Origin of the sequence: Kineococcus gypseus (genome assembly GCF_050871305.1) — a bacterium.
Lineage (GTDB): Bacteria > Actinomycetota > Actinomycetes > Actinomycetales > Kineococcaceae > Kineococcus > Kineococcus gypseus.
Genome location: NZ_JBJLRD010000018.1, coordinates 41,864 through 67,536 on the forward strand (window position 1 = coordinate 41,864; position 25,673 = coordinate 67,536).

General features: G+C 77.3%; 18 protein-coding genes, 1 pseudogene and 1 riboswitch. Of the genes and pseudogenes, 15 read left to right on the plus strand and 4 right to left on the minus strand.

What is annotated here, in order from left to right; all coding sequences use genetic code 11:
• Positions 1 to 342 precede the first annotated feature (342 nt).
• The 3 genes and pseudogenes from ileS to ACRYMN_RS09040 form a co-directional block, all read left to right on the plus strand.
• Positions 343 to 3,597, plus strand: a complete 3,255-nt coding sequence (gene ileS, locus ACRYMN_RS09030) for an isoleucine--tRNA ligase (RefSeq protein WP_432494153.1) — start codon at positions 343 to 345, stop codon at positions 3,595 to 3,597.
• Between the two features lie 116 nt (positions 3,598 to 3,713).
• Positions 3,714 to 5,135, plus strand: coding sequence for a bifunctional folylpolyglutamate synthase/dihydrofolate synthase (locus ACRYMN_RS09035; RefSeq protein ID WP_432494215.1), 1,422 nt, complete (start codon positions 3,714 to 3,716; stop codon positions 5,133 to 5,135).
• Positions 5,136 to 5,149: 14 nt separating this feature from the next.
• A pseudogene (locus ACRYMN_RS09040) lies at positions 5,150 to 5,407 on the plus strand (DUF4233 domain-containing protein); the annotation flags it as partial.
• Positions 5,408 to 5,560: 153 nt separating this feature from the next.
• Here ACRYMN_RS09040 and ACRYMN_RS09045 read toward each other — a convergent pair.
• Positions 5,561 to 7,012, minus strand: a complete 1,452-nt coding sequence (locus ACRYMN_RS09045) for a sugar porter family MFS transporter (RefSeq protein ID WP_432494155.1) — start codon at positions 7,010 to 7,012, stop codon at positions 5,561 to 5,563.
• Between the two features lie 179 nt (positions 7,013 to 7,191).
• On the minus strand, positions 7,192 to 7,446 hold the full coding sequence (locus ACRYMN_RS09050; protein WP_432494157.1) for a hypothetical protein: 255 nt from the start codon (positions 7,444 to 7,446) through the stop codon (positions 7,192 to 7,194).
• Between the two features lie 132 nt (positions 7,447 to 7,578).
• Between ACRYMN_RS09050 and ndk the strand changes: the two genes are divergently transcribed.
• From ndk to ACRYMN_RS09065, 3 genes are all read left to right on the plus strand, one after another.
• A complete protein-coding gene (gene ndk / locus ACRYMN_RS09055; RefSeq protein ID WP_432494159.1) occupies positions 7,579 to 8,013 on the plus strand; it encodes a nucleoside-diphosphate kinase in 435 nt (144 codons plus the stop codon).
• 105 nt (positions 8,014 to 8,118) lie between these two features.
• A complete protein-coding gene (locus tag ACRYMN_RS09060; protein WP_432494161.1) occupies positions 8,119 to 8,535 on the plus strand; it encodes a VOC family protein in 417 nt (138 codons plus the stop codon).
• A gap of 172 nt (positions 8,536 to 8,707) precedes the next feature.
• Positions 8,708 to 9,475, plus strand: coding sequence for an SDR family NAD(P)-dependent oxidoreductase (locus ACRYMN_RS09065; protein WP_432494163.1), 768 nt, complete (start codon positions 8,708 to 8,710; stop codon positions 9,473 to 9,475).
• Positions 9,476 to 9,534: 59 nt separating this feature from the next.
• On the opposite strand, the gene acs is transcribed toward ACRYMN_RS09065, so the two are convergent.
• Complete coding sequence (gene acs, locus ACRYMN_RS09070; RefSeq protein WP_432494165.1) at positions 9,535 to 11,523, minus strand: acetate--CoA ligase; 1,989 nt, start codon at positions 11,521 to 11,523, stop codon at positions 9,535 to 9,537.
• 122 nt (positions 11,524 to 11,645) lie between these two features.
• On the opposite strand from acs, the gene ACRYMN_RS09075 reads away from it, so the two are divergent.
• From ACRYMN_RS09075 to ACRYMN_RS09090, 4 genes are all read left to right on the plus strand, one after another.
• A complete protein-coding gene (locus ACRYMN_RS09075; protein ID WP_432494167.1) occupies positions 11,646 to 12,863 on the plus strand; it encodes an LLM class flavin-dependent oxidoreductase in 1,218 nt (405 codons plus the stop codon).
• Positions 12,864 to 12,872: 9 nt separating this feature from the next.
• The gene (locus ACRYMN_RS09080; protein ID WP_432494169.1) at positions 12,873 to 14,285 is read left to right on the plus strand and encodes an NtaA/DmoA family FMN-dependent monooxygenase; all 1,413 of its coding nucleotides are present in this window, start codon (positions 12,873 to 12,875) and stop codon (positions 14,283 to 14,285) included.
• Positions 14,282 to 15,103 carry a DUF1684 domain-containing protein gene (locus tag ACRYMN_RS09085; protein ID WP_432494171.1) on the plus strand — a complete coding sequence of 274 codons (822 nt, stop codon included), beginning with the start codon at positions 14,282 to 14,284 and terminating at the stop codon, positions 15,101 to 15,103. Before ACRYMN_RS09080 ends, ACRYMN_RS09085 begins: the two co-directional genes overlap by 4 nt.
• A 51-nt stretch (positions 15,104 to 15,154) precedes the next feature.
• A riboswitch (SAM riboswitch) is annotated at positions 15,155 to 15,241 on the plus strand.
• 9 nt (positions 15,242 to 15,250) lie between these two features.
• The gene (locus tag ACRYMN_RS09090; protein WP_432494173.1) at positions 15,251 to 16,159 is read left to right on the plus strand and encodes a methyltransferase domain-containing protein; all 909 of its coding nucleotides are present in this window, start codon (positions 15,251 to 15,253) and stop codon (positions 16,157 to 16,159) included.
• Here the strand turns inward: ACRYMN_RS09090 and ACRYMN_RS09095 are convergent.
• Positions 16,095 to 18,164, minus strand: coding sequence for an FAD/NAD(P)-binding protein (locus tag ACRYMN_RS09095; protein ID WP_432494175.1), 2,070 nt, complete (start codon positions 18,162 to 18,164; stop codon positions 16,095 to 16,097). The two genes, ACRYMN_RS09090 and ACRYMN_RS09095, sit on opposite strands and share 65 nt — an antisense overlap.
• A gap of 547 nt (positions 18,165 to 18,711) precedes the next feature.
• On the opposite strand from ACRYMN_RS09095, the gene ACRYMN_RS09100 reads away from it, so the two are divergent.
• From ACRYMN_RS09100 to proB, 5 genes are all read left to right on the plus strand, one after another.
• Positions 18,712 to 22,041, plus strand: coding sequence for an Rne/Rng family ribonuclease (locus tag ACRYMN_RS09100; RefSeq protein WP_432494177.1), 3,330 nt, complete (start codon positions 18,712 to 18,714; stop codon positions 22,039 to 22,041).
• Between the two features lie 130 nt (positions 22,042 to 22,171).
• On the plus strand, positions 22,172 to 22,483 hold the full coding sequence (gene rplU / locus ACRYMN_RS09105) for a 50S ribosomal protein L21 (protein WP_432494179.1): 312 nt from the start codon (positions 22,172 to 22,174) through the stop codon (positions 22,481 to 22,483).
• A 9-nt stretch (positions 22,484 to 22,492) separates the two neighbouring features.
• Positions 22,493 to 22,750, plus strand: coding sequence for a 50S ribosomal protein L27 (rpmA, locus tag ACRYMN_RS09110; protein ID WP_432494181.1), 258 nt, complete (start codon positions 22,493 to 22,495; stop codon positions 22,748 to 22,750).
• Between the two features lie 145 nt (positions 22,751 to 22,895).
• On the plus strand, positions 22,896 to 24,494 hold the full coding sequence (gene obgE / locus ACRYMN_RS09115; RefSeq protein ID WP_432494183.1) for a GTPase ObgE: 1,599 nt from the start codon (positions 22,896 to 22,898) through the stop codon (positions 24,492 to 24,494).
• Complete coding sequence (gene proB / locus ACRYMN_RS09120) at positions 24,491 to 25,639, plus strand: glutamate 5-kinase (protein WP_432494185.1); 1,149 nt, start codon at positions 24,491 to 24,493, stop codon at positions 25,637 to 25,639. Before obgE ends, proB begins: the two co-directional genes overlap by 4 nt.
• Positions 25,640 to 25,673: the final 34 nt, after the last annotated feature.

The window sequence follows — 25,673 nt, forward strand, 5'->3', positions numbered from 1 at the left end:
TACCGCCGGTGACAGGTAGTTCGCCCGGGTGCGGCGCGAGATCCGCCCGGGTGCGGCGCGAGATCCGCCCGGGTGCGGCGGGCGCGCGGGGGGCGCCCGCGGGTAGGATCGCGGGCACAGGCGTCGACCCGGCCATCACCGGTGAGCCTCCGGAAGAACGGGCACCCCCGGGTGCCCCACTAGACCCGGACGGGTCCGGCCCGTGACAGCCGGGCGACGAGCGGTCGTCGTCGCACCTCCCGCTGCGGAGGGGCGCCGGCGGCAAGCGGGGTGGTACCGCGGCACCGCCGGCCCCGGCGGGAGTCGTCCCCGCGGCACAGCCAGCGTCGTCGAGGAGAACGCGTGTCCGAGGTCACGGACCAGGCGGTCGACCAGGCCCCCGAGCCGGTCGGCAGCCCCAGCGAGCAGAGCGGTTCCAGCCCCCGCTTCCCCGAGATCGAGCGCGCCGTGCTGGACTCCTGGGCCGCCGACGGCACCTTCGCCGCCAGCGTGGAGGCCCGGCGCGGCTCGGCCGCCGGCGAGTTCGTCTTCTACGACGGCCCGCCCTTCGCCAACGGCCTGCCGCACTACGGCCACCTGCTCACCGGGTACGTCAAGGACGTCGTGCCGCGCTACAAGACCATGCGCGGGTACCGGGTGGAGCGCCGCTTCGGCTGGGACACCCACGGCCTGCCCGCCGAGGTCGAGGCCGAGCGCCAGCTCGGCATCACCCACAAGTCCGAGATCGAGACCATGGGCATCGCGACGTTCAACGACGCGTGCCGCTCCTCGGTGCTGCGCTACACGCGCGAGTGGGAGGAGTACGTCACCCGCCAGGCGCGCTGGGTGGACTTCGCCAACGACTACAAGACCCTCGACACCGACTACATGGAGTCGGTGATGTGGGCGTTCAAGACGCTGCACGACAAGGGCCTGGTCTACGAGGGCTTCCGCGTGCTGGCGTACTGCTGGCGCTGCGAGACGCCGCTGTCGAACTCCGAGACGCGCCTGGACGACGTCTACCGCGACCGGCAGGACCCGGCCGTCACCGTCGGCTTCCCCCTGCAGGGCTCGCCGGCGCACCCGGAGCTGGACGGCGTGCTGGCGCTGGTGTGGACGACGACCCCGTGGACGCTGCCGAGCAACCTCGCGGTGGCCGTGCACCCGGAGCTGGACTACGTCGTCGTCGACGGCGCGCCCGGCACCGAGCACGCCGGGCGCCGGTTCCTGCTGGCCGAGGCGCGCGTGGGCCACTACGCGCGCGAGCTGGGCGAGGACGCCGCCGAGCGCGTCAGCGCCCGCTTGCGCGGCGCGGACCTGCTCGGCGAGCGCTACCGCCCGCCGTTCGCGTACTTCGAGGGCCGCGAGAACGCCCACCGGGTGCTGCCCGCCGACTACGTCACCACCGACTCCGGCACCGGCCTGGTGCACATCGCCCCCGCCTTCGGCGAGGACGACAAGGCCGTCACCGACGCCGCCGGCATCGTGCCGGTGGTGCCGGTGGACGGGCGCGGCCGCTTCACCGCGGAGGTGCCCGACCTCGCCGGCCAGCACGTCTTCGACGCCAACCGGCCCATCGCCCGCGCGCTGCGCGACGGCGTGCCCAGCGGTGCCGTGCTGCTGCGCCAGGAGACCTACGACCACCCGTACCCGCACTGCTGGCGCTGCGGCAACGCGCTGATCTACCGCGCCGTCTCCAGCTGGTTCGTGAAGGTCACCGCGATCCGCGAGCGCATGGTCGAGCTGAACCAGGACATCACCTGGGTGCCCGAGCACGTCAAGGACGGCTCCTTCGGCAAGTGGCTGGCCGGCGCGCGCGACTGGTCCATCAGCCGCAACCGCTACTGGGGCAGCCCGATCCCGGTGTGGACCTCGGACGACCCGGCGTACCCGCGCACCGACGTGTACGGCTCGCTGGACGAGCTCGAGCGCGACTTCGGCGTGCGCCCGGCCGACCTGCACCGCCCCTTCGTCGACGAGCTGACCCGGCCCAACCCCGACGACCCGACGGGCCGCTCCACCATGCGCCGGGTGCCGGAGGTGCTCGACTGCTGGTTCGAGTCCGGCTCCATGCCCTTCGCGCAGGTGCACTACCCGTTCGAGAACACCGAGTGGTTCGAGAGCCACTACCCGGGCGACTTCATCGTGGAGTACATCGGGCAGACCCGCGGCTGGTTCTACACGCTGCACGTGCTGGCCACCGCGCTCTTCGACCGCCCGGCGTTCCGCACCTGCGTCTCGCACGGCATCCTGCTGGGCGACGACGGGCGCAAGATGAGCAAGTCGCTGCGCAACTACCCGGACGTCTCCGAGGTGCTCGACCGCGACGGCTCCGACGCCATGCGCTGGTTCCTCATGAGCTCGCCGGTGCTGCGCGGGGGCAACCTCGTCGTCACCGAGGCGGGCATCCGCGACTCCGTGCGCCAGGTGCTGCTGCCGCTGTGGAACACCGTCCAGTTCTTCCGGCTGTACTCGGGCACCTCCAGCCACACCCCGCGCTGGCGCACCACGTCCCCGGACGTGCTGGACCGCTACGTCCTCGCCAAGCTGCACGACGCGGTCGTGGCCGTCACCGCCCAGCTCGACGCGTACGACATCGCCGGGGCCTGCGAGAGCGTGCGGCAGTTCCTCGACGTGCTGACCAACTGGTACGTGCGCCGCTCGCGCGCGGCGTTCTGGGACGGGGAGTCCGAGCGCGCCCGCGACGCGCTGGACACCCTGCACACGGTGCTGGAGACGACCTCGCGGCTGCTGGCCCCGCTGCTGCCGCTGGTCTCCGAGCACGTCTGGCGCGAGCTGACCGGCGGGCGCTCGGTGCACCTGACCGACTGGCCCGACCCGGTGGACCTGCCGGCCGACGACGCGCTCGTGGCGGCCATGGACGCCGCGCGCTCGGCGTGCTCGGCGGCCCTGGCGCTGCGCAAGGCGAACGGGCTGCGGGTGCGCCTGCCGCTGAGCCGCCTGGAGGTCCTCGTGCCCGACCCGGCTGCGCTGGAGCCCTTCGCCCGGCTGGTCGCCGAGGAGGTCAACGTGCGCGAGGTCGCCCTGGGCGACGTCGGGCGCGCCGTCGAGCACGGCGTGAGGGCCAAGCTGACCGTCAACGCCCGCGCCGCCGGCCCGCGCCTGGGCAAGCAGGTGCAGCAGGTCATCCGGGCCTCGAAGTCCGGCGACTGGGAGGAGCGGGCCGACGGCACGGTCGTCGCCGGCGGCGTCGAGCTGGCCGAGGGGGAGTACGAGCTGACCACCACCGTCGAGGGCGGCCGCGAGGGCCTGACCACGGCCGCCCTGGACGGCGGCGGGTTCGTCGTCCTGGACACCGCGGTCACCCCCGAGCTGGCCGCCGAGGGCGTCGCCCGCGACGTGGTGCGCCTGGTGCAGCAGGCCCGCCGCGACGCCGGCCTGCACGTGTCCGACCGCATCCGCCTGACCGTCGCCGCCGACGGCCCCGTCTGGGAGGCGCTGGTCACCCACCAGAACCTCGTCGTCGAGGAGACCCTGGCGCAGCAGTTCGGCTCCTCGGGCAGCGCCGACGCCCTGCCCGCCGAGCGCGCCACCCTGGTGGCCTCGGTGGAGGGCCACGAGGTCCGCGTCGCCGTCGAGAAGCTGGAGGAGCGGTGAACCCCGGAGCCCGCGACGAGCACGCGCGCGAGCGCGGCGAGGAGCACGCCCACCTCGAGCCGGGCGTGCTCGAGGACGACGTCGCCTTCGGCGGCGACGCGCTGCGGCGCGGGCGCGTGCCGCAGGACCGCCGGGCGCCGGCCACCGGCGCCGAGCGGCGCCGGCGCGAGGAGCGCCGCGCCTCCGGCGCCGACGACGACCCCCGCTACGCGCAGGTCGTCGCCTCGATCCTGGCCCGCAACCCCGAGCACCGCATCCACCCCACCCTCGAGCGCGTCCGGGAGGCGTGCCGGCTGCTCGGCGACCCGCAGCTGGCGTACCGGGTGGTGCACGTGGCCGGCACCAACGGCAAGACGTCCACCACGCGCATGGTCGAGCGGCTGGTGCGCGAGCACGACCTGCGCACCGGCCGCTTCACCAGCCCGCACCTGGTGGAGGTCACCGAGCGCATCGCGATCGACGGCGAGCCGATCTCCCGGCCGGCGTTCGTGCGCGCCTTCGACGACGTCGAGCCCGTCGTGGCGGTGCTCGACGAGCGCGCCGCCGCGGCCGGGGAGCCGCGGCTGAGCTTCTTCGAGGTCCTCACCCTCATGGCCTTCGCCGCCTTCGCCGACGCCCCCGTGGACGTCGCCGTCGTCGAGACCGGCCTGGGCGGCACCTGGGACACCACGAACGTCGTCGTGCCCGACGTCGCGGTGGTCACCCCCGTGGCGATGGACCACGAGGCGTGGCTGGGCTCGACGCTGGAGGAGGTCGCCTCCCACAAGGCCGGCATCGTCAAGCACGGCGCCACGTTCGTCATGGGCCGCCAGCAGGAGGAGGCCGCCGGCGTGCTGCTGGCCCGCGCCGCCGCCGAGCGGGTCACCGTGGTGCGCGAGGGCGTCGACTTCGGCGTGCAGGAGCGCTCGCTGGCCGTCGGCGGGCAGCTGCTGACGCTGCGCACCCGCGGGGGCACCTACACCGACGTGCTGCTGCCCCTGCACGGTTCGCACCAGGCCGACAACGCCGCCACCGCGCTCAGCGCCGCCGAGGCGCTGCTGGCGCTGCCCGGCGACGCGCTGCCGCCGGGGCTGGTGGAGGCCGCCTTCGCCGACGTCTCCTCCCCGGGCCGCCTGGAGGTGCTGCGCACCTCCCCGACGATCCTGGTGGACTCCGCCCACAACCCCGCCGGCGCGCAGGCGCTGGCGGAGGCCGTCGCCGAGGCGTTCACCCTCTCCCGCCTGGTGGGGGTGCTCGCCGTCGCCGGCGACAAGGACGTCGACGGCGTCCTGGCCGCCCTGGAGCCGGTGCTGGCCGAGGTCGTGGTCACCCGCTCCTCCTCGCCGCGCTCGCTGGAGCCCGCCGAGCTGGCCGAGGTCGCCGAGGACGTCTTCGGCGAGGACCGCGTGCACGTGGCCGAGCGCCTCGACGAGGCGCTGGCGCGCGCGGTGGACCTGGCCGAGGCGGAGGTCGGCCCCGGCGCCGGGGTGCTGGTGGCCGGGTCGGTGGTGCTCGCCGGGGACGTGCGGCGCCTGCTGGGCAGGGGGGAGGAGCGGTGAGGAACCCCAAGCGGGTGCTCGCGGCGAGCACCCTGGCCGCCGAGGCGCTGGTCGTCTTCTTCGCCACCCTGGCCGCCACCGCGCTGGACCGCGCCCAGCAGGGCACCTACCTCCTCGCCGGCGGCGTCCTGGCGCTGCTGTGCGTGCTGTGCGCGGGCCTGCTGCGCTCGCGCGCCGGCTACGCCCTCGGCTGGGCGCTGCAGGTGGTCATCGTCGCCTCCGGCTTCGTCGTGCCCGAGGTCTTCCGCTGGACCATGGTCGTCATCGGCGTGGTCTTCGCCGGCATCTGGTTCGCGTGCCTGCGCGTGGGCACGCGCGTCGAGCGCGAGCGCGAGGTCGTCGCCCGCGGCCTGGCCGAGCGCGAGGGGCGGCGCGAGGGCGGCGGGCCCTCCGAGGCCGGCGGCGCGTCAGCCGCGTCGGCCGCGTCAGGTGTGTCGGGCGGGCGCGGGCGCCTCGCCCATCTCCTCCAGCTCGCGGCCCTTCGTCTCCGGGACCGCCTTGAGCACGAAGAAGAACGACAGCAGCGCGAACGCGGCGTACAGGCCGTAGGCGAACGTCAGGCCCAGCTCGGACAGCGGCGGGAACGTCGTGGAGATGGCGAAGTTCGCCAGCCACTGCGCCGCGGCGGCCACGGCCAGGGCCGCGGCGCGGATGCGGCCGGGGAACATCTCGCCCAGCAGCACCCACACGATCGGGCCCCAGGTGGCGCCGAAGCCGATGACGAAGAGGTTCGCGGCGACCACGGCCACCGGGCCCCAGGCGCCGGGCAGGCTGATGTCCTCGCCGGAGCCGGTGGCCTGCGAGAACGCCACCGCCATGACCGCCAGCGCGACGAACATCGTCGCCGAGCCGGCGACCAGCAGCGGCTTGCGCCCCACCCTGTCGACGGTGGCGATGGCGATGAAGGTGACCACGACGTTGGTCACCGCCGTGATCGTGGAGGTGGTGAAGGCGTCCTCGGACTCGAAGCCGACGGAGTTCCACAGCGACGTGGAGTAGTAGAAGATCACGTTGATGCCGACGGCCTGCTGGAAGACGGAGAGCAGGATGCCGACCCACACGATGGGCTGCAGGCCCAGGCGCGGGCCGCGCAGGTCGCGCAGGCTCGGCTCGTCCTCGCGCTGCATGCTGCGGCGGATGTCGGCGACCTTGCGCTGCAGCGCGCCGAGGTTGCGGGTGCCCAGCACCTCGCGCAGCACGTCGGTCGCCTTCTGGGTCTGGCCCTGCGCGATGAGGTAGCGCGGCGACTCGGGCACCTGCAGGGCCAGGAACGCCCACACCACCGAGGGGACCACGCCGACGAGGAACATCCAGCGCCACGCCTCCCAGCCCAGCCAGGTGGTCTCCCCGGCGCCGCCGGCGGTGTTGGCGATGAAGGCGTCCGAGAGCAGCGCGGCGAAGATGCCGACGGTGATCGCGAGCTGCTGCAGCGAGCCGAGCCGGCCGCGCACGTGGGCGGGGGCCACCTCGGCGATGTAGGTGGGGGCGATGACCGAGGCCACGCCCACGCCGACGCCGCCGACCACGCGCCAGGCGATGAGGTCCCACACGGCGAAGGCGAACGCGGAACCGACGGCGCTGACCGCGAAGAGCAGCCCGCCGATGACCATGACGGCCTTGCGGCCGAAGCGGTCGGCCAGGCGCCCGGCGAACCACGCGCCCACGGCGGCGCCGAGCAGCGCGCACGAGACGGCGAAGCCCTCCAGGAAGCCGCTGAGGCCGAACTGGCCGGCGACGGCGTCGACCGCTCCGTTGACGACCGCGGTGTCGAAGCCGAACAGGAAGCCGCCGATGGCGGCCACCACCGAGATGAGCACCACCTTCGTGGTCGTGCGCTGGCGCTCCTCCGCGTCGGGGCTGGAGTGCTCCGCTGACATCCGGGCTCCTGGTGGTCGGGTGGCTCCGGGAACGCCGGGCCGGCGTGGCGCCCCGGTGCGGAGCCCGTGGATGATCGTCCGCCCGCGCCCGCGCCCGCGCACCCCGACGGGCCCGGGGCCGGGGGCTCGAGCCCACCCCCGCACGGCCCCGGCGCGGCCCCGGCGTCGCCGCGCTCGGCTCAGGCGTCCTCGCCGCGCGCGGTGGCCAGGTCGTGGGCGGCGAGGTCGACGGCCTCCTCCGCGCGGCGGGCGGCGTCGACCAGCCCGGCCAGCGCCGAGCCGTCCGGCACGCGCGCGGAGCGGGCCGCGTACGCCTTCGACAGCGCCTTCGCCTCGGCGGCCAGGTCGGCCAGCACGTCGGCGGCCTCCTCGCGCGCGGCGCGCAGGGCCTCCTCCTGCGCGCGGGTGTCCTCGCGGTCGCTGCGCAGCGCCACGGCGTCCTCCCTCGTCCGGGCCGGTGCCCCTCACCGGTGCGCCGCCATGCTGTCAGGTCGGCGCGGCGGGTGGCCGGGCTCGGGTGGCCGGGGCGCCGCGCGGGCCGGGGCCGCCTGGGTAGGGTGCGGGCCGTGGCCACCCAGAGCGACGTCCAGCGCACCCTCGTCCTCGTCAAGCCGGACGGCGTCCGGCGCAACCTCACCGGGGAGGTGCTGCGCCGGATCGAGGCCAAGGGCTACTCCCTGGTGGCGCTGCAGCTGCGCACCGCCGACCGCGAGCTGCTCGCCGGGCACTACGCCGAGCACGAGGGCAAGCCCTTCTACGAGCCGCTGGTGGAGTTCATGTCCTCCGGCCCCGTGGTCGCCGCCGTCGTCGAGGGGCACCGCGCCATCGAGGGCTTCCGCTCCCTGGCCGGCACCACCGACCCCACCACCGCCGCGCCGGGCACCGTCCGCGGCGACCTGGGCCGCGACTGGGGCCTGGCGGTGCAGCAGAACCTCGTGCACGGCTCCGACTCGCCCGAGTCCGCCGCCCGCGAGATCGGGCTGTGGTTCCCCGGGCTCTGACCCGCGGGCCGCGGCGGTGGGTCCGGCGGCGATGAGTCCGGCGCGCCGCCGGGGTCACCACGTGCAGGAGGGCCCGCCCGGGCCCGCGAGCCGAAGGAGCCGGCCGTGCGCATGATCTTCGTCAACCTCCCGGTGACCGACCTGCAGGCCTCCGAGGGGTTCTTCACCTCCCTGGGGTTCACCAAGAACCCCGAGTTCAGCGACGAGGGCACCACCTGCGTCGTGATCGAGGAGAACGTCATCGCCATGCTGCACGCGCCGGAGAAGTGGAAGGGGTTCCTGCGCTCCGAGCCGGCGCAGCCGGGCACCACCGAGGTGATGATCGCCCTGTCCGCCTCCAGCCGCGAGGAGTGCGACGACCTGCGCGCGAAGGCGCTGGCGAACGGCGGCTCGGAGTACGCCCCGGCGACGGACTTCGGCTGGATGTACGGCGTCAGCTTCCGCGACCCCGACGGGCACGTGTGGGAGCTGAGCTGGATGGACCTCGAGGCGGCCCGGCAGGCCGGCGGCCCGACGGCCTGAGCACCGCCGGGCGCGGGTGGTGCCGCGCCCGGCGGGCCGTCGGCGCCCGTCGACGCCCGTGGACGGCCGGCGGCGCGGGCGCACGGCCGTCGACGGCGCGGGCACGCGGCCCTAGGGTTCGCGGCGCCGCCGCGAGGACGCGGCGGCGACCCCAGTGCCCCGGGAGGGCCCGATGGCCACGCCGTTCCCCACCGCCCGCACCGCCGTCGTCACCGGCGCCGGCTCCCCGCGCGGCATCGGGCGCGCCCTGGCGCACCGGCTGGCGCGCGGCGGCTGGGCCGTGGCCGTGCTGGACCTCGACGGTGCCGCGGCGCGCGCCGTCGCCGCCGAGCTCACCGGCGCCGGCGGCGCCGCTGCGGGCGTGCAGGTCGACGTCGCCGACCCCGCGTCGGTGGACGCGGCCGCCGCCGCCGTGGAGCGCGAGCTGCCGCCCGTGGTCGGGCTCGTCAACCTCGCCGGGATCAGCTCGCCGACGCCGTTCCTGGAGACCACGCCCGAGGAGTGGGACCGGGTGATGGCCGTCAACGCGCGCGGGACGTTCCTGGTGACGCAGCGCTTCGTGCGGGGCGTGGTCGAGCGCGGCCTGGGCCGGGTGGTCAGCACCTCGTCGGTCTCCGCCCAGCGCGGCGGGGGCACCTACTCCAAGGTCGCCTACAGCGCCTCGAAGGCGGCCGTCATCGGCTTCACGCGCGCCCTGGCGCGCGAGGTCAGCCCGCTGGGCGTGACGGTCAACTGCGTGGCGCCCGGCCCGGTGGACACCGACATCATGGGCGGCCCGCTCACCGGCGAGCGCCGCGCGGCGATGGCCGCCGCCGGCCTGGTCGGCCGGGTCGGCACCGTCGAGGACGTCGCCGCCCTCGTGGAGTTCCTCCTGGGCCCGGACGCCGGGTACGTCACCGCCGCCACCTACGACGTCAACGGCGGTCTGCAGGTCTCCTGAGCACGCCGGGGCCCGGGGCCGCCCCGGTGCCGCCCCAGTGCCGCCCCCGGGGGCCGTCCTCAGGCGCCGGCGGCCGGGCGGGAGGCGGTGTAGCCCGCCCAGGCGGCCTCCACGGCGGCCAGCGCCGTCTCGTCCTGCAGGGAGGTGACGTCGCCGCCGCCGCGCCCGGCGGTCACGTCCGCCACGAGCCTGCGCATGATCTTCCCCGAGCGCGTCTTGGGCAGGTCCGGGACCACGACCACGTCGCGGGGCCTGGCCACCGGGCCGATCACCCGTGCCACGTGCGCGCGCAGCTCCTCGGCCAGCGCCGGGTCGGCCGCCCGCGCCGCGCCGCCCGCCGCGTCGCCGCGGGTGATGACGAAGGCGACGATGCGCTGCCCGGTGGTCTCGTCCGGCGCGCCGACGACGGCGGCCTCGGCCACCCGCGGGTGCGCCACCAGCGCGGACTCCAGCTCGATGCTGGACAGGCGGTGCCCGGAGACGTTCAGGACGTCGTCGATGCGCCCGCCGATCCAGACGTAGCCGTCGGCGTCCTTGCTGGCCGCGTCACCGGCCAGGTACCAGCCCTGCGCCGCGTAGGGCTCCCAGTACGACGCCACGAACCGGGCGTGGTCGCGCCAGACGGTGCGCGCCATCCCCGGCCAGGGGCGGGTGATCACCAGCACGCCGGTCTCGCCGGGCGCGGTCTCGCGGCCGGCCTCGTCGACGACGGTGGCGGCCAGCCCCGGCAGCGGCACGGTGCCCGAGCCGGGCTTGAGCGGGGTGACCCCCGGCAGCGGCGCGACCACCGCCGCGCCCGTCTCCGACTGCCACCAGGTGTCCACGATCGGGCAGCGCCCGCCGCCGACGTGCTCGTGCAGCCAGCGCCACGCCTCGGGGTTGATGGCCTCGCCCACCGAGCCCAGCAGCCGCAGCGAGGACAGGTCGAAGCGCGCCGGCAGGTCAGCCCCGTGCTTCATGAAGGTGCGCACCAGCGTGGGCGCGGTGTAGTAGATCGTCACGCCGTACTTCTCGATGACCTCGAAGTGCCGGCCCGGGTGCGGGGTCAGCGGCGAGCCCTCGTAGATGACCTGGGTGACGCCGTTGGACAGCGGCCCGTACATCTCGTAGCTGTGCGCGGTCACCCACGCCAGGTCCGCCTGGCACCAGTAGACGTCGTCGTCCTTGACGTCGAAGACCGCCCAGTGCGTCCACGACGTGTGGGTCAGGTAGCCGCCGCTGGTGTGCACCAGGCCCTTGGGCCTCCCGGTGGTGCCGGAGGTGTAGATGATGAACAGCGGGTGCTCGGCGTCGAAGCTCGGCGCGGCGTGCTCGGTGCTCTGCCGGTCCACCAGCTCGTGCCACCACACGTCCCGGCCCGGCGTCCACGGCACGTCCGGCGTCAGCTCACCCGTGCGGCGCAGCACCAGCACGTGCTCGACGTGCTCCAGGCCCTCCACCGCGGCGTCGGCCGCGCCCTTGACGGCCACCGCCGAACCCCGGCGGAACTGCCCGTCGGTGCACACCAGCAGCTTCGCGCCGGTGTCCTGCACCCGGAACCGCAGCGCCTCGGCGGAGAAACCCCCGAACACCAGGCTGACGACCGCGCCGATGCGCGCGCACGCCATGACCGCCACGATCGTCTCCGGCAGCACCGGCAGGTACAGCACGACCCGGTCGCCGGCGCCGACGCCGAGCTCCTCGAAGGCGTTGGCGGTGCGGCGCACCTCGTCGTGCAGCTGCGCGTAGGTGATCGTGCGGCTGTCGCCCGGCTCGCCCTCCCAGTGCAGCGCCACCTTCCCCCCGCGCCCGGCCGCGACGTGCCGGTCCACGCAGTTCACCGCCACGTTGAGCTTCCCGCCGACGAACCACTGCGCCGTCGGCAGCGTGGAGCCGTCGAAGACGGCGCGCCACGGCTCGTCCCACTGCAGCCGCCCGGCCTTCTCCGCCCAGAACGCCTCGGGGTCCGCCTCGGCGCGGGCGTACTCCTGCGCGCCGACGTTGGCCCGCGCGGCGAACGCCGCCGGCGGGGGGTAGACGCTCTGCTGGTCGGCGGGGGCGGTGCTCATGCGCGCGGGTCCTCCCGGGGACGTGCGGGGCCGTGGGGGCGGGGCCGTGGGTGTCGCTGCTCCGGCGGCCAGGGTAGCCGCGGGGCGGGAACACCCGGCGCGCCCGCGGTGCTGCGCTGGACGTGCCCGAGCCGACGCCCGACCCGCCCGCCCCGGACCACGCGCCGCGCCCGCACCCGGGCCTGCACCTGGCCGTCGAGCTGGACGGCGCCGGGCGCCACCCGGCGGCCTGGCGCGAGGCCGGCGCCGACCCCGCCGGGCTGTTCACCTCCGCGCACCAGCGCCGCCTGGTGGCGCTGGCCGACGGCGCCGACCTGGACCTGGTGCTCCTGCCCGACGAGCTGCACCTGCTCCCCGGCGGCGACGGCGAGCAGCGCGGGCGCCTGGAGGCCGCCGGCCTGGCCGCGCACCTGGCGCCCGTCACCCGCCGCACCGGCCTGGTGCCGGTGGTGACCACCACCCACACCGAGGCGTTCCACACCAGCAAGGCGATCGCCACGCTCGACCTCGTCTCCCTCGGCCGCGCCGGCTGGCAGGTGGGCGTCTCGGCCACCGAGCAGGAGGCCGCCGCGTTCGGCCGCCGCCCGGTCGCGCCGCCGGAGCAGCTGTGGGACGAGGCCGCCGAGGCGGTGGAGGTCGTGCGGGCCCTGTGGGACAGCTGGGAGGACGACGCGGTCGTGCGCGACGTGGCCACCGGCCGCTACGTCGACCGCGCGAAGCTGCACCACGTCGACCACGCCGGCCGGCACCTGTCGGTGCGCGGCCCGTCGATCACCCCGCGCTCCCCGCAGGGCCAGCCGCTGGTCGTGGTGCCCGTGGCCGACGAGCCCTCCCTGGCCGCGGCCGCCGCCGCCGCGGACGTGGTGCGCCTGAGCGCCCCCGACCTCGAGGAGGCGGTGGCGCTGGCCGCGCGGGTGCGCGCCGCCGCGGGGCAGCGGGCGCTGCGCGTGCTGCTCGACGTGGAGGTGCTGCTGCGAGCGCGGGCCGGGGAGGCGGTGGAGGTCCTGGCGCGCCTGGACGCCCACCGCGCCACCGCCCCGCGCGCGCTGCGCCACGTCGGCACCGCCGACAGGCTGACCGCGCTGCTGCGGCGCGTCGCGGCCGCCGACGGCCTCGACGGCGCCGTGGTCGTGCCGCTGGACCTGCCCGCCTCCCTGGTGGAGCTGACCGGGCGCGTCGTGCCCGCCCTGCGCGCCGAGGGCCTGCGCCCCCCGGCCGGCGCCGCGGTGCCCACCGCCCGCGCGCGCTTCGGGCTGCCCCGGCCCGCCAGCCGGTACGCCACCGCCGACCGCACCACCGCCGCCAGCGACTCCGCCACCAGCGACTCCGCCACCGCCTGAGGGAGCACCGTGACCACCACCCCGGCCGCCGCGCGGCCCGACGTCCCCCGGCGCACGGGCGCGCAGCGCAAGCAGGTCCACCTCGGCGCCCACTTCCCGGGCGTGAACTCCACCACCGTGTGGCGCGACCCGCGCGCGGGCAGCCAGACGGACTTCTCCTCCTTCGTGCACCTGGCCCGCACCGCCGAGCGCGGGCTCATGGACTTCTTCTTCCTCGCCGAGGGCCTGCGCCTGCGCGAGCACCTCGGGCGGGTCTTCGACCTGGACGTCGTGGGCCGCCCCGACACGCTGCCGGTGCTGAACGCGCTGGCGGCGGTCACCGAGCGGATCGGCCTGGCCGGCACCCTGAACGCCACGTTCAACGAGCCGGCCGAACTGGCCCGCCAGCTCGCCACGCTGGACCACCTCTCCGGCGGCCGGGCCGCCTGGAACGTCGTCACCTCCTCCGACGCGTTCACCGGCGAGAACTTCCGCCGCGGGGGTTTCCTGGCCCGCGAGGACCGCTACGTGCGCGCCGGGGAGTTCGTGGAGGTGGCCCGCCGGTCCTGGGACTCCTGGGCCGACGACGCGCTGGTGGCCGACCCGGCGAGCGGGGTGTTCGCCCGCTCCGAGCGCATCGAGCCGGTGCGCTTCCGCGGGGCGCAGTTCGACGTGCGCGCCGCCGGCGCGCAGCTGCCGCGCAGCCCGCAGGGCCACCCGGTGCTCCTCCAGGCCGGCGACTCGCCCGAGGGCCGCGAGTTCGGCGCCGCCACCGCCGACGCCATCTTCACCCTGCACGGCACGCTGGAGGCCGGGCAGGCGTTCCGCGCCGACGTCCAGCGCCGGATGGCCGCGCACGGGCGCACCCCCGAGGACGTCAAGGTGCTGCCCGGCGCCACGTTCGTCCTCGGCGACACCCCCGCCGAGGCCGCCGAGCGCGCCCGCCACGTGCGGTTCCAGCAGGTCGGGCCCGAGCAGGCGGTCGCGTTCGTCGAGCAGCTGTGGGGCCGCGCGCTGCCCGGCCTGGACCCCGACGGCCCGCTGCCGGCGCAGGACCCCGACCCCGAGGCGGTCGCCACCCGCGGGCGCGTGCAGCACGCGAAGGACCGCGTCGCCACCGCGCAGCGCTGGCGGGAGCTGGCGCGCGAGAACGGCTGGGGCGTGCGCGAGCTCGTCGTGGAGGTCTCCGCCCGCCCGCAGTTCGTCGGCACCCCGCAGCAGGTCGCCGACGAGGTGGACCTGCACGTGCAGGCCGACGCGTGCGACGGGTTCATCCTCGTCCCGACCCTGACGCCCACCGGGCTCGACGAGTTCGTCGAACGGGTCGTGCCGCTGCTGCAGGAGCGCGGCACCTACCGCACGGGGTACACCGGCCCCACGCTGCGCGACCACCTGGGCCTGCGCCACCCGCACACCACCACCCGTTCCGAGGAGATCGCGTGACCACCACGAGCACGACGAGCACCACGAGCACCCCCGTCCCCGCGGGCGGGGCGGCACCCGCGGACTGGGAGGCGTGGCGCGCCCGGCGCACCGAGGTCCTCTCCGACCCGCACGGCTGGCTGAGCCTGACGGCCCTGCACTGGCTGGGGCGCACCCCCGCCCGCGCCGGCGACGTGCCCGGGCAGTGGTGGGCCGGCGCCGACGGCGTGCACGTGCGCGCCGGCGCCGGCGACGGGCTCGTCCTGGACGGCGAGCCGCTGACCGACGAGCGCGTCCTGCACCCCGTCGACGACGGCGCGGGCGTCACGGTGGTGGCCGGCGAGCGGCACGTGGAGGTGCTGCTGCGCAGCGGCAACGCCGGCCTGCGCGTGCGCGACCCGCGCTCGCCGGTGCTGGCCGCCTTCACCGGGGTGCCGGTGTTCGCCTTCGACGGGCGCTGGGTCCTCGACGGGCGGCTGGAGGCCGAGGAGGACGAGGTCGTCGTCGGTTCCGTCGTCGCCGGGCTCACCCAGGCGCGCACCGCCGCCGGGCGGGTGCGCTTCACCACCCCCGACGGCGTGGAGCGCTCGCTGCTGGCGCTGCGCTCCGGCGACGGGCTTCAGCTGCTGTTCACCGACCTCACCACGGGCGTGAGCAGCTCGCCCACGGCGCGCTCGATGACCGTGCCCGCGCCCGGCCCCGACGGGCGCGTCGTCGTGGACCTCAACCGCGCGCAGAACCTGCCGTGCGCGTTCACCGACCACGCCACCTGCCCGCTGCCGCCGGCGGGCAACCGCCTCGACGTGGCCGTCGAGGCGGGCGAGCGCGCCCCGCGCTGACGTCCTCCTGCGGCACCGCCCGCCGCCCCCGGGCGGTGCCGTAGCCTGCTCCGACCATCCAGAGCGGCCGAGAGACCTGGCTCGACGACGCCGCAGCAACCCCCTCGTGGAGGGTGCTCACGCCAGGACCGATGGGGGAGGTGCCACGTGAGCACGACCACGCCCGCCGCCGGCGGCGGCCTGGACGGCGACCCGGGCGAGCGGCGGCGCCGCGAGGCGGCCGCCTGGGCCACCTGGCAGGAGTCCGCGTGGGGGCGGCTGCGCTACCGCGTGGTGGCCGCCCTGCTGCGCGAGGAGTGCGCCCGGCTGGGCCCGGCGCCCCTGCGGGTGCTCGACGCCGGCGGCGGCGACGGCCGCGACGCGCTGCAGCTGGCGCTGGCCGGCCACGACGTCACGGTGCTGGACACCTCCCCGGACGTGCTGGCCGCCGCGCGCGCCGCTGCGGCCGCCGCCGGGGTGCCCGACCGCGTGCGCACGGTCGCCGCGGACCTGGAGGACCTCGGCGCCCTGGCCGCGCTGACCCGGCACCGCGCCGGCGGCTCCGGCTCCTTCGACGTGGTGCTGTGCCACGACGTGCTGCAGCACCGCGGCAGCGCCGAGCAGGTCGCCGCCGACGTGGCCGCGCTGGCCTCCTCGCTGCACCCGGGCGGGCTGCTCTCGCTGCTCGCGCCGGACCCCGCGGCGGACGTGCCGGCCACCGCGCTGCGCGAGGGCCCGGCGCAGGCGTGGGTGCTGCTGGACGCCGAGCGCGGCGTGGACCCGGCCACCGGCCGCTCCGTGCTGCGCTTGGAGCCCGCGGCGGTGGAGGCCGCCGCGCTCGCCGCCGGCTGCCAGGTCACCGGGCGCGCCGGCGTGCTCGTGGTGGCCCCGCAGCTCGAGGACGCCCACCGCGCCGGCAGCGCCGGCCCGGCGGGGCCCGCGCACCTCGCCCGCGCCGCGGGCCCCGCCGACCCCGCCGACCTCGACGACCTGGAGGAGCTGGAGGTCGAGCTCAGCCGGCGCGACGCGTTCCGGCGGGCGGGGCGCTACTGGCACCTGCTGGCTCGCCGGCGCTGAGGGCCGCCTCGAGCAGCCCGCCGGCCAGGGCGTCGTTGAGCCGGAAGAAGCCCGCGTCCAGGCCCGGGCGCGGGAACGCCGGTGCCCAGCCGCCGCCGGCCACCCACGGCCCGGCGGCGAAGCGGCGCGGGTGGGCGGTGCCGTCGCGGTGCAGCACGCGCCCCTCCTCGTCGACGGCCAGGCGCCCGCCGGCGAAGACCTCCCCGTCCGCGTCGGCGAACTCGCGCTCGCCCGCCTCGCCGCGCGCGGCGAGGGCGCGCAGCAGCGGGTCCGCCGCGCCGCGCACGGTGGGGGAGGGCAGCCGGGCGTCGACCAGGACGCGCGCGCTGACCTCGACCGGCCCGTTGCCGCCGCGGGCCGTCCACGCCCGCCCCTGCTCGTCGGGTCGCACCCGCAGCTCCCCGCCCAGGAAGCGCACCACCCCGGCGTCGGCCAGCGCGAGCAGCTGGCGCAGCCGCTGCGGCGGCGGGCCGGAGGCGACGTAGCTGAAGAAGCCGTGCCACCAGCCGTCGACCTCCAGCGCGGTGGAGCGCGCGTCCAGGAGCCCGCGCGCGGCCAGGGCGGCGACCACGCCGTAGCAGGACAGCAGCGCGCTGAAGACCGCCGCGTCGGCGCTGTGGGCCGGGTCGCCGCGGCGGGCGACGTCGGCGGCCACGTGGGCGCGCACGCGCTCGTGCACGCCCTCGGCGGTGGGCGACCACCACCCGGCCAGGGGGCGGTCCAGCCGCGCCAGGTCCAGGCAGTCCGCGGGGTCGGGCACCGCCCGCTCCACCAGGGCGTCCAGCTCGGTCGAGCCCCACGCCGCGGCGGCGAAGGCGGCGTCGAACTCGGCCGCGGGCACCCGGGTGCGCTGCGGGTGCCCGGCGAACAGCTCGCCGTAGTGCGCGCCGGCCAGCTCCTTGGCGATCAGCGGCCACGCGTCGCGGCGCAGCGAGAGCGGCCCGCGCCGGGCGGCCAGCTCCTCGCCGGCGGCCACCGTGAAGAAGCGCGGCAGCACCGGCCGGCGCTGCAGCTCGTAGGTGATCTTCGAGCGGTACGGCACCCCGCGCCGGGAGCCGACGTGCAGGACCGGCTCGGCCCCGCACGGCCGGTACACCAGCTGCCCGTCCGGGCCCTGTTCGTAGCGCCCGCCGCGCCCCTCGGTCAGCAGCACGAGCAGGTCCACGAACGCCAGGCCCATCCCCGCGACGAGGACGTCCTCGCCCGGGCGCACCGCGTCCAGGTCGTGCTCCAGGCCGAGGTCGCCGGTGTAGGCGGGGGCGACGTAGCCCAGGCCGTGCCGCTGCGCGAAGGCGGCCAGGTCGCGCTCGCGCGGGCCGGGCAGCACGTCCGGGTGGCCCTGGGCCAGCAGCACGGCGTCCACGGCCAGCTCCGCACCGCCGGCCAGCCGCACGAGCTGGCGCCCCGGGGCCGCGGCAGCCCCGGCGCCCCTGGCGGCCCCGTCCGTGCCGTCGGCGTCCTCGTCGAGGACGTCCACGACGCGGTCGGCGTGCACCTGCACCCGCACGCCCGCCGGCAGCCCGTCCAGCACGTGCCGCCACGCGGCGGCCAGGTAGCGCCCGGTCAGCGCGCGCGAGGGGAAGCTGCCCGGCGCCAGCGCCTCCGCCTCGGCGGCCAGCTCCGGCTCGCCCTCGGCCGCCAGCCGCTCCACCAGCTCGTCGCGGTGCGCCTCGACCCAGCCGTGCAGGGACGGGCCGGTGCGCACCGGCGTGCTCACCGTGGAGGTGGCGTCCGGCAGGACGGTGACGTCCGCGGCGCGCGAGTTCGCCCACAGCAGGCGGTGCTGGCCCGAGCGCCACACCCGGCCCGAGCCCGGCGGGTGCGGGTCCACGACGTGCACCACGAGCGGACGGTCGAGGCCGCCGGCGCGGGCGGCGAGCCGGTCGAGCACGCCGAGGGCGCGCGGGCCGGCGCCGACCAGGCACACGCGCACCGGCTCGCCGGCACCCGGCGGGGGCGCGGCGAGGGGCTGGCGGGCGGGCGGGACGAAGGGGGCGAGGGGCACGGCGGGTCCTCCCTGACGGCGGCGGCCCCCGGGCTCGGGGGCGGGGCGGCGGTCAGGGGCGACAGGTGGCGGCGTGCGTGCGGCACAGGTCGACGTGGCGGCGCCGCACCAGCAGCCCGTTCGTCGCTCGGCTCGTCCTCACCCCTGCAGGGTACGCGGGGGCGCCCGCGCGCACACGGCCGACGGCCGGAGCGGCCCGGCCCGCGCCCGGCGGCCCGGGCCGCCGGGCGCTCCTGTGAGACACTGCGAACGGTCGGGCGTTCCCCACACCGGGCGACCGACCCGCCGACGAGACCGCCGCCCCGCGCGTGGCGTCCGGGCAGCGCCGCGGTCCAGTGGAAGGACCTCGCAGGCGCCCCGGCACCCGAACGGGTCGGAGGACCGGCGGCGGCACGAGCGGAGCGCCGCCCCTGCGCGCGAACCCCGCCCGTGCACCGAGGACTTCCGTCGGGTGCGGTCCGTCCCACCCGGCGATCCCTACGAGGACGCCCCGCGGCGACCACGGGTTCACCGGTGGAGTGGCCGCGGCGGGGCGACGGGAGACCCCGTGACGACCACACCTGAAGAGAACGAACAGGGCGCGACGACCCAGCCGGCGGGCGGCACCCGCCCCCGGCGCCGGCGCGCCGCCAGCCGCCCGGCCGGCCCGCCCGCCCGCGTCAGCGCCCCGCCGGAGGAGCCGGCCGCCGCCGCGACCCCCGAGCCGGTCGCCGAGCCGGTCGCCGAGGAGCCGGCTGCGGAGCCCGCCGTCGAGCGGTCGACCGCCGAGCCCGCCGTCGCCGAGCCCGCCGTCGCCGAGCCGGCCGTCGCCGAGCCGGCCGTCGCCGAGCCGGTCGCCGAGCCGGCCGTCGAGGAGCCGGTCGCCGAGCAGGTCGCCGAGCAGGTCGCCGAGGAGCCGGCCGTCGACGCGGAGCCCGAGCCGGCGGCCGCGGCTCCCGCCCCGGAGGCGGTCGCGGAGGAGCCCCCCGCGCCGCGCCGCCGCGCCCGGCGCGCGACGCGCCGCACCGGCGCTCCCGCGGAGCCCGCCGGCGACCCGGTCGCCGAGGCGCTCGCGCAGGCCGGGGTCGAGCAGCCCGTCGGCGACGTCGCCGGCGGCACCGTCGAGCAGACCGTGCCCGCGGCCGAGCAGCCCGCCGAGCCCGTCGCGGAGGAGGCCGCCGCGGAGCCCGCCCCGCGCACCCGCCGCCGTCGCGCGTCGCGCTCGCGCACGGCCGCCCCGGCCGCCGAGCAGCCGGCCGGGCAGCCCGCCGAGCAGCCCGACGAGCGGCCCGACGCGGTCGCCGCCGCGCTCGACGAGCCGGTCGAGCAGGAACCCGTCGAGGGGCCCGCGGTCGCCGGGGCCGCTCCCGTCGAGCCGGTCCCGGTGGAGGCCGCTGGGACCGCCCGCGCGGAGGCCGCCCTGGTGCGCACCGAGGTCGTGCGCACCGAGGTCGTGCGGGCGCGCGTGGAGGAGCCCGCGGCGGCCGAGGAGCCCGCCCGCGAGGCGCCGCCCGCCCTGCAGGACCTCATGGACGACCCGGTGCTGCTGCGCGCCGCCGACCTGGCCCGCCGAGAGCGCAGCGACGCCGAGCGCGCCGCCGACGCCGCCGCCCGCGCCACCGCCGTCTTCTTCCAGGCGCCCGCCGTGGCGGAGCCGCCGCGCCGCAGCCGTCGCGCGTCCGCGCCGGCCGGCCCGCCCCGCCCCGCCGAGGAGCGCGCCGCCGACGAGGCCGCCGACGGCCCGCGCGACCCGGACGAGCTGCTCGCCGCCCTGACCGGTGCCGCCGGCCTCGACGAGCGCGACGACGACCGCGACGACGAGCGCGACGACGACCGCGACGAGCGCGACGAGGACGAGCGCGAGGACGAGCGCGCCGAGGTCGACGAGGAGGGCGTCCCGCGCCGCCGCCGCCGCCGCGGCGGGCGCGGGCGGCGCGGGCGCACCCGCGAGGACGCCGAGCGCTCCGAGGACGACGACGAGGACGCCGAGGCCCCCGGCGTGGACGCCGACGCCGGGACGGCCGGGGACGACGAGGACGACGCGGACGCCGACGCCGCCGAGGAGGCGGAGGCCGAGGACGGCGAGGAGGGCTCCGGCTCCTCGCGCCGCCGCCGGCGCCGCCGCCGCCGCGGCACCGCCGCCGAGGGCGAGGAGCCGTCGCCGGACGACCCGCCGAACACCGTGGTGCGGGTGCGCGAGCCGCGCCGCGGGCGCGCCCCCGGCGCGGCCGCGGGCACCGGCGAGGACGAGATCACCGCGCTGCGCGGTTCGACGCGCCTGGAGGCCAAGAAGCAGCGGCGCCGCGAGGGCCGCGAGCAGGGCCGCAAGCGCGCCATCCTCACCGAGGCCGAGTTCCTGGCGCGCCGCGAGAGCGTCGAGCGCGTCATGGTGGTGCGCGAGCAGGACGGCGTCACCCGCATCGGCGTGCTCGAGGACGGCATCCTCGTGGAGCACTACGGCGCCCGGAAGGCGCAGACCACGATGGTCGGCAACGTCTACCTCGGCCGCGTGCAGAACGTGCTGCCGAGCATGGAGGCCGCCTTCGTCGACGTCGGCAAGGGCCGCAACGCGGTGCTGTACGCCGGCGAGGTCAACTGGGACGCCGCCGGGCTGGAGGGCCAGCCGCGGCGCATCGAGGCGGCGCTGAAGTCCGGCGACCCCGTCCTGGTGCAGGTGACCAAGGACCCCGTCGGCCACAAGGGCGCCCGGCTCACCAGCCAGGTCTCGCTGCCCGGGCGCTTCCTGGTCTACGTGCCGCGCGGCTCGATGACCGGCATCTCCCGCAAGCTGCCCGACACCGAGCGCTCGCGGCTGAAGAAGGTCCTCAAGAAGGTCGTGCCCGAGGGCGCCGGCGTCATCGTGCGCACCGCTGCCGAGGGCGTGGCCGAGGAGGAGCTGGCCGCGGACGTGCAGCGCCTGCAGGCCACGTGGGAGGCCATCCAGGCCAAGGCCTCCTCCAAGGGCGCGCCCGTGCTGCTGCACGGCGAGCCCGACCTGACCGTGCGCGTGGTGCGCGACGTCTTCAACGAGGACTTCTCCCGCCTGGTCGTCTCCGGCGAGGAGGCGTGGGAGACCGTCAGCGCCTACCTCGGCGACGTCGCCCCCGACCTGCTGCGGCGCGCCGAGCGCTGGGAGGGCGAGGAGGACGTCTTCACCGCCCACCGCGTCGACGAGCAGCTGCAGAAGGCGCTGGGGCGCAAGGTGTGGCTGCCCTCGGGCGGCTCGCTGGTCATCGACCCCACCGAGGCGATGCACGTCATCGACGTCAACACCGGCAAGTTCACCGGCTCCGGCGGGACGCTGGAGGAGACGGTGACGCGCAACAACCTCGAGGCGGCCGAGGAGATCGTGCGGCAGCTGCGCCTGCGCGACATCGGCGGGATCATCGTCATCGACTTCATCGACATGGTCCTGGAGTCCAACCGCGACCTCGTGCTGCGCCGGCTGGTGGAGTGCCTGGGCCGCGACCGCACCAAGCACCAGGTCGCCGAGGTCACCTCCCTGGGCCTGGTGCAGATGACGCGCAAGCGCACCGGGCAGGGCCTGGCGGCCGTGCTGGAGGAGCTGGGCTCGGCGCCCGCCGAGAACGGCTCCGGCGGCGCTCCGGGCGCCGGCGGTGCCGCGGGCTCCGGCGGCTCCGGCGGCTCGGCCGGCTCGGCCGGTTCCGGCGGTGCGGGGGCCAACGGCTCCGCGGGCGCGGGCAGGTCCCGCGGCCGCCGCGGCCGCGCCAAGGAGCAGCGCGGCGAGGCCGAGGCCGCGTCGGCAGCCCCCGCCGAGCCCGTCGCGGAGGTCGCCAAGGACCCGGCCGTGCTGGCCGCGATCGCGGCCGTGGCCGCGGCCGCCCGCCGGGAGGCCCCCGGCGGCACCGCCGCGGAGCCGGTCCCCGCGGAGGGGTGAGGCGCGTCGTTTTGACCCCCGAGGGCGGCGTTACGTACGCTTGACCCTTGGTGCGCCACCGTGCGCGAGCCCTGGTCCGCCCGAGCGGGCCGGTGGCGTCCCAGTTCGTGACGAGAGAAACGGGTTCGTTGTGGTCTACGCCATCGTCCGCGCCGGCGGCCGGCAGGAGAAGGTCTCGGTCGGCGACGTGCTGACCATCGACCGCGTCGCCGTGGCCAGCGGGGAGACCCTGCAGCTGCAGCCGCTGCTCCTCGTCGACGGGACCGAGGTCACCTCCGACGCCTCGCGGCTGTCGGGTGTCAAGGTCACCGCCGAGGTGGTCGAGGAGGCCAAGGGCCCCAAGATCACCATCCTGAAGTACAAGAACAAGACCGGGTACCGCAAGCGCCAGGGCCACCGGGCCAAGTACACCCGGGTCAAGATCACCAGCATCGGGGAGTGACGTCAGCTCATGGCACACAAGAAGGGCGCGAGCTCCTCGCGCAACGGTCGTGACTCCGCCGCGCAGCGCCTCGGCGTGAAGCGCTTCGGCGGCCAGGTCGTCAGCGCCGGCGAGATCCTCGTGCGCCAGCGCGGCACCCACTTCCACCCCGGCGCGGGCGTGGGCCGCGGTGGCGACGACACGCTGTTCGCCCTGGTCCCGGGCGCCGTCGAGTTCGGCACCCGCCGCGGCCGCAAGGTCGTCAACGTCGTCGCCGCGGGCGAGTGACGACGCAGCACCAGCAGCAGTAGGCGGAGGGGCGGGCCGGACCACCGGCCCGCCCCTCCGTGCGTTCCCGGCCCGGCGCACCGGCCCCGCGCCCACCCGCCCGTCCCCGCACGTCCCGGCACCACCCAGCCCCCCGGAGGAACCCATGAGCGCGTCGTTCGTCGACCGCGTCGTCCTGCACGTCGCCGGCGGTGACGGCGGCAACGGGTGCGCCTCCGTGCACCGCGAGAAGTTCAAGCCCCTGGGGGGTCCCGACGGCGGCAACGGCGGCCGCGGCGGCGACGTCGTCCTCGAGGTCGACCCGCAGGTGACGACCCTGCTGGAGCACCACCGCCGCCCGCACCGGCACGCCGGCTCCGGCGGCTTCGGCATGGGCTCGCACCGCAGCGGCGCGGAGGGCGCCGACCTCGTGATCGGCGTGCCCGACGGCACCGTCGTGCGCAGCGCGAAGGGCGAGCTGCTCGCGGACATGGTCGGGGCGGGCACCCGCTTCACCGTGGCCGCCGGCGGGCGCGGCGGCCTGGGCAACGCCGCGCTGGCCTCCCCGCGCCGCAAGGCGCCCGGCTTCGCGCTGCTCGGCGAGCCCGGCGAGGTGCGCGACGTGGTCCTCGAGCTGAAGACCCTCGCCGACGTCGCCCTCGTCGGCTTCCCCAGCGCCGGCAAGTCCAGCCTGGTCGCCGCGCTCTCGGCCGCCCGGCCGAAGATCGCGGACTACCCGTTCACGACGCTGGTGCCCAACCTCGGCGTCGTCGAGGCCGGCGACGTGCGCTTCACCGTCGCCGACGTGCCCGGCCTGATCCCCGGCGCCAGCGAGGGCCGCGGCCTGGGGCTGGAGTTCCTGCGCCACGTCGAGCGGTGCGTGGCGCTGGTGCACGTCCTGGACGGCGCCACCCTCGAGACCGACCGCGACCCCGTCGGCGACCTGGAGGCCATCGAGGCCGAGCTGGCCGCCTACCGCGTCGACGACGGCACCGTGCCGCTGCAGGACCGCCCGCGCCTGATCGTGATCAACAAGGCCGACGTGCCCGACGCGCGCGAGATGGCCGAGATCGTGCGCGCGGACCTGGAGTCGCGCGGCGCGCCGGTGTTCGTGGTCTCCGCCGTCTCCCGCGCCGGGCTGCGCGAGCTCGGGTTCGCCATGGCCGAGCTGGTCTCCGCCGCCCGCGCCGCCGCGCCCGAGGCCGTGCCCACCCGCGTGGTCATCACCCCGCCGGCGGTGGACGACAGCGGCTTCACGGTCACCCGCGAGGAGTACGGCGACGAGCTCACCGGCGGCGTGCGCTTCCGCGTGCGCGGGGGCAAGCCGCGGCGCTGGGTGCGCCAGACCGACTTCACCAACGACGAGGCCGTGGGCTACCTCGCCGACCGCCTGGCGCGCCTGGGCGTGGAGGACGAGCTGTTCCGGGCCGGGGCCACCCCCGGCGCGGAGGTCGTCATCGGCGACGAGGACGACGCCGTCGTCTTCGACTGGGAGCCGACGATGGTCGCCGGCGCGGAGGTCCTGGGCCAGCGCGGCTCCGACCTGCGCCTGGAGGACCGCAGCCGGCCCACCCGCGCCGCCAAGCGCGAGCAGGAGCGCGAGCGGCGCGCCGCCAAGGCCGCCGCCCGCGGCGAGCTGGAGGCCGAGCGCCTCGCCGGGCGCTGGACGGCCGACGACCCGGGCGCGGACGACGCGCTGGACGCGCGCGCCGGCGCGCGGGCCGGCGCGCAGGCCGACGACCTCGACGGGGCAGCCGGCCGGTGAGCGAGCGGGGCGTCGGCGGGCGCGAGGACCTGCGGCGGGCCCGCCGCGTCGTCGTCAAGGTCGGCTCGTCGTCGCTGACCACCGCCGCCGGCGGCCTGGACGCCGCGCGCCTGGACGCCCTGGTGGAGGTGCTGGCGCAGCGGCGCACCGCCGGCGGGGAGGTCGTCCTGGTCTCCTCCGGCGCCATCGCCGCGGGCCTGGCGCCGCTGGGCATGCCCCGGCGCCCGCGCGACCTGGCCAGCCAGCAGGCCGCCGCCAGCGTGGGCCAGGGCCTGCTGCTGGCCGAGTACGCGCGCGCCTTCGCGCGCGCGGGCCTGGCGGTGGGGCAGGTGCTGCTGACGGCCGAGGACGTCGCCCGGCGCACCCACTACGGCAACGCCCAGCGCACCCTGGAGCGGCTGCTGGCCCTGGGCGCGGTGCCGGTGGTCAACGAGAACGACACCGTCGCCACCCACGAGATCCGCTTCGGCGACAACGACCGCCTGGCCGCGCTGGTGGCGCACCTGGTGCGCGCCGACGCGCTGGTGCTGCTCAGCGACGTCGACGCCCTCTACGACGCCCCGCCCTCGCGCCCGGGCGCCCGGCGCCTGGCGCTGGTGCGCGGGCCGGAGGACCTGGCCGGGGTGAGCACCGGCCCGGCCGGCGCGGCCGGCGTGGGCACCGGGGGGATGACCACGAAGGTGGAGGCCGCCGGCATCGCCGTGGCCGCCGGGGTGCCGGCGCTGGTGACGTCCGCGGCGCTGGCGCGCGAGGCGCTGGCCGGCGAGGACGTCGGCACCTGGTTCGCGCTGCCGGCCGCGCGCCGCTCGCGGCGCGGCAGCCGCCAGCTGTGGCTGGCGCACGCCGCCAGCCCCGCCGGCCGCCTGGTGCTCGACGAGGGCGCGGTGCGCGCCGTACGCGAGCGGCGCTCCTCGCTGCTGCCCGCGGGCGTCCTCGGCCTCAGCGGGCGCTTCCGCGCCGGCGACCCGGTGGACCTGGTGGACGGAAACGGCCGCGCGCTGGCCCGCGGGCTGGTGAACTACTCCTCGGAGGAGCTGCCGGACATGCTCGGCCGGTCCACGCGCGAGCTGGCCCGGCAGTGGGGTCCGGCGTACGAGCGCGAGGTGGTCCACCGCGACCACCTGGTGCTGCTGGGGCGTCCGTGAGGTCGGTGGGGTGCGCGGGGTCCGCGCAGCGAGG

What these genes read in the sequence shown, in the direction of transcription:
- ACRYMN_RS09045 (WP_432494155.1), bottom strand. Translation starts at nt 7,012, where the DNA reads ATGTCAGCGGAGCACTCCAGCCCCGACGCGGAGGAGCGCCAGCGCACG.
- ACRYMN_RS09065 (WP_432494163.1), top strand. Translation starts at nt 8,708, where the DNA reads ATGGCCACGCCGTTCCCCACCGCCCGCACCGCCGTCGTCACCGGCGCC.
- acs (WP_432494165.1), bottom strand. Translation starts at nt 11,523, where the DNA reads ATGAGCACCGCCCCCGCCGACCAGCAGAGCGTCTACCCCCCGCCGGCG.
- rpmA (WP_432494181.1), top strand. Translation starts at nt 22,493, where the DNA reads ATGGCACACAAGAAGGGCGCGAGCTCCTCGCGCAACGGTCGTGACTCC.
- obgE (WP_432494183.1), top strand. Translation starts at nt 22,896, where the DNA reads ATGAGCGCGTCGTTCGTCGACCGCGTCGTCCTGCACGTCGCCGGCGGT.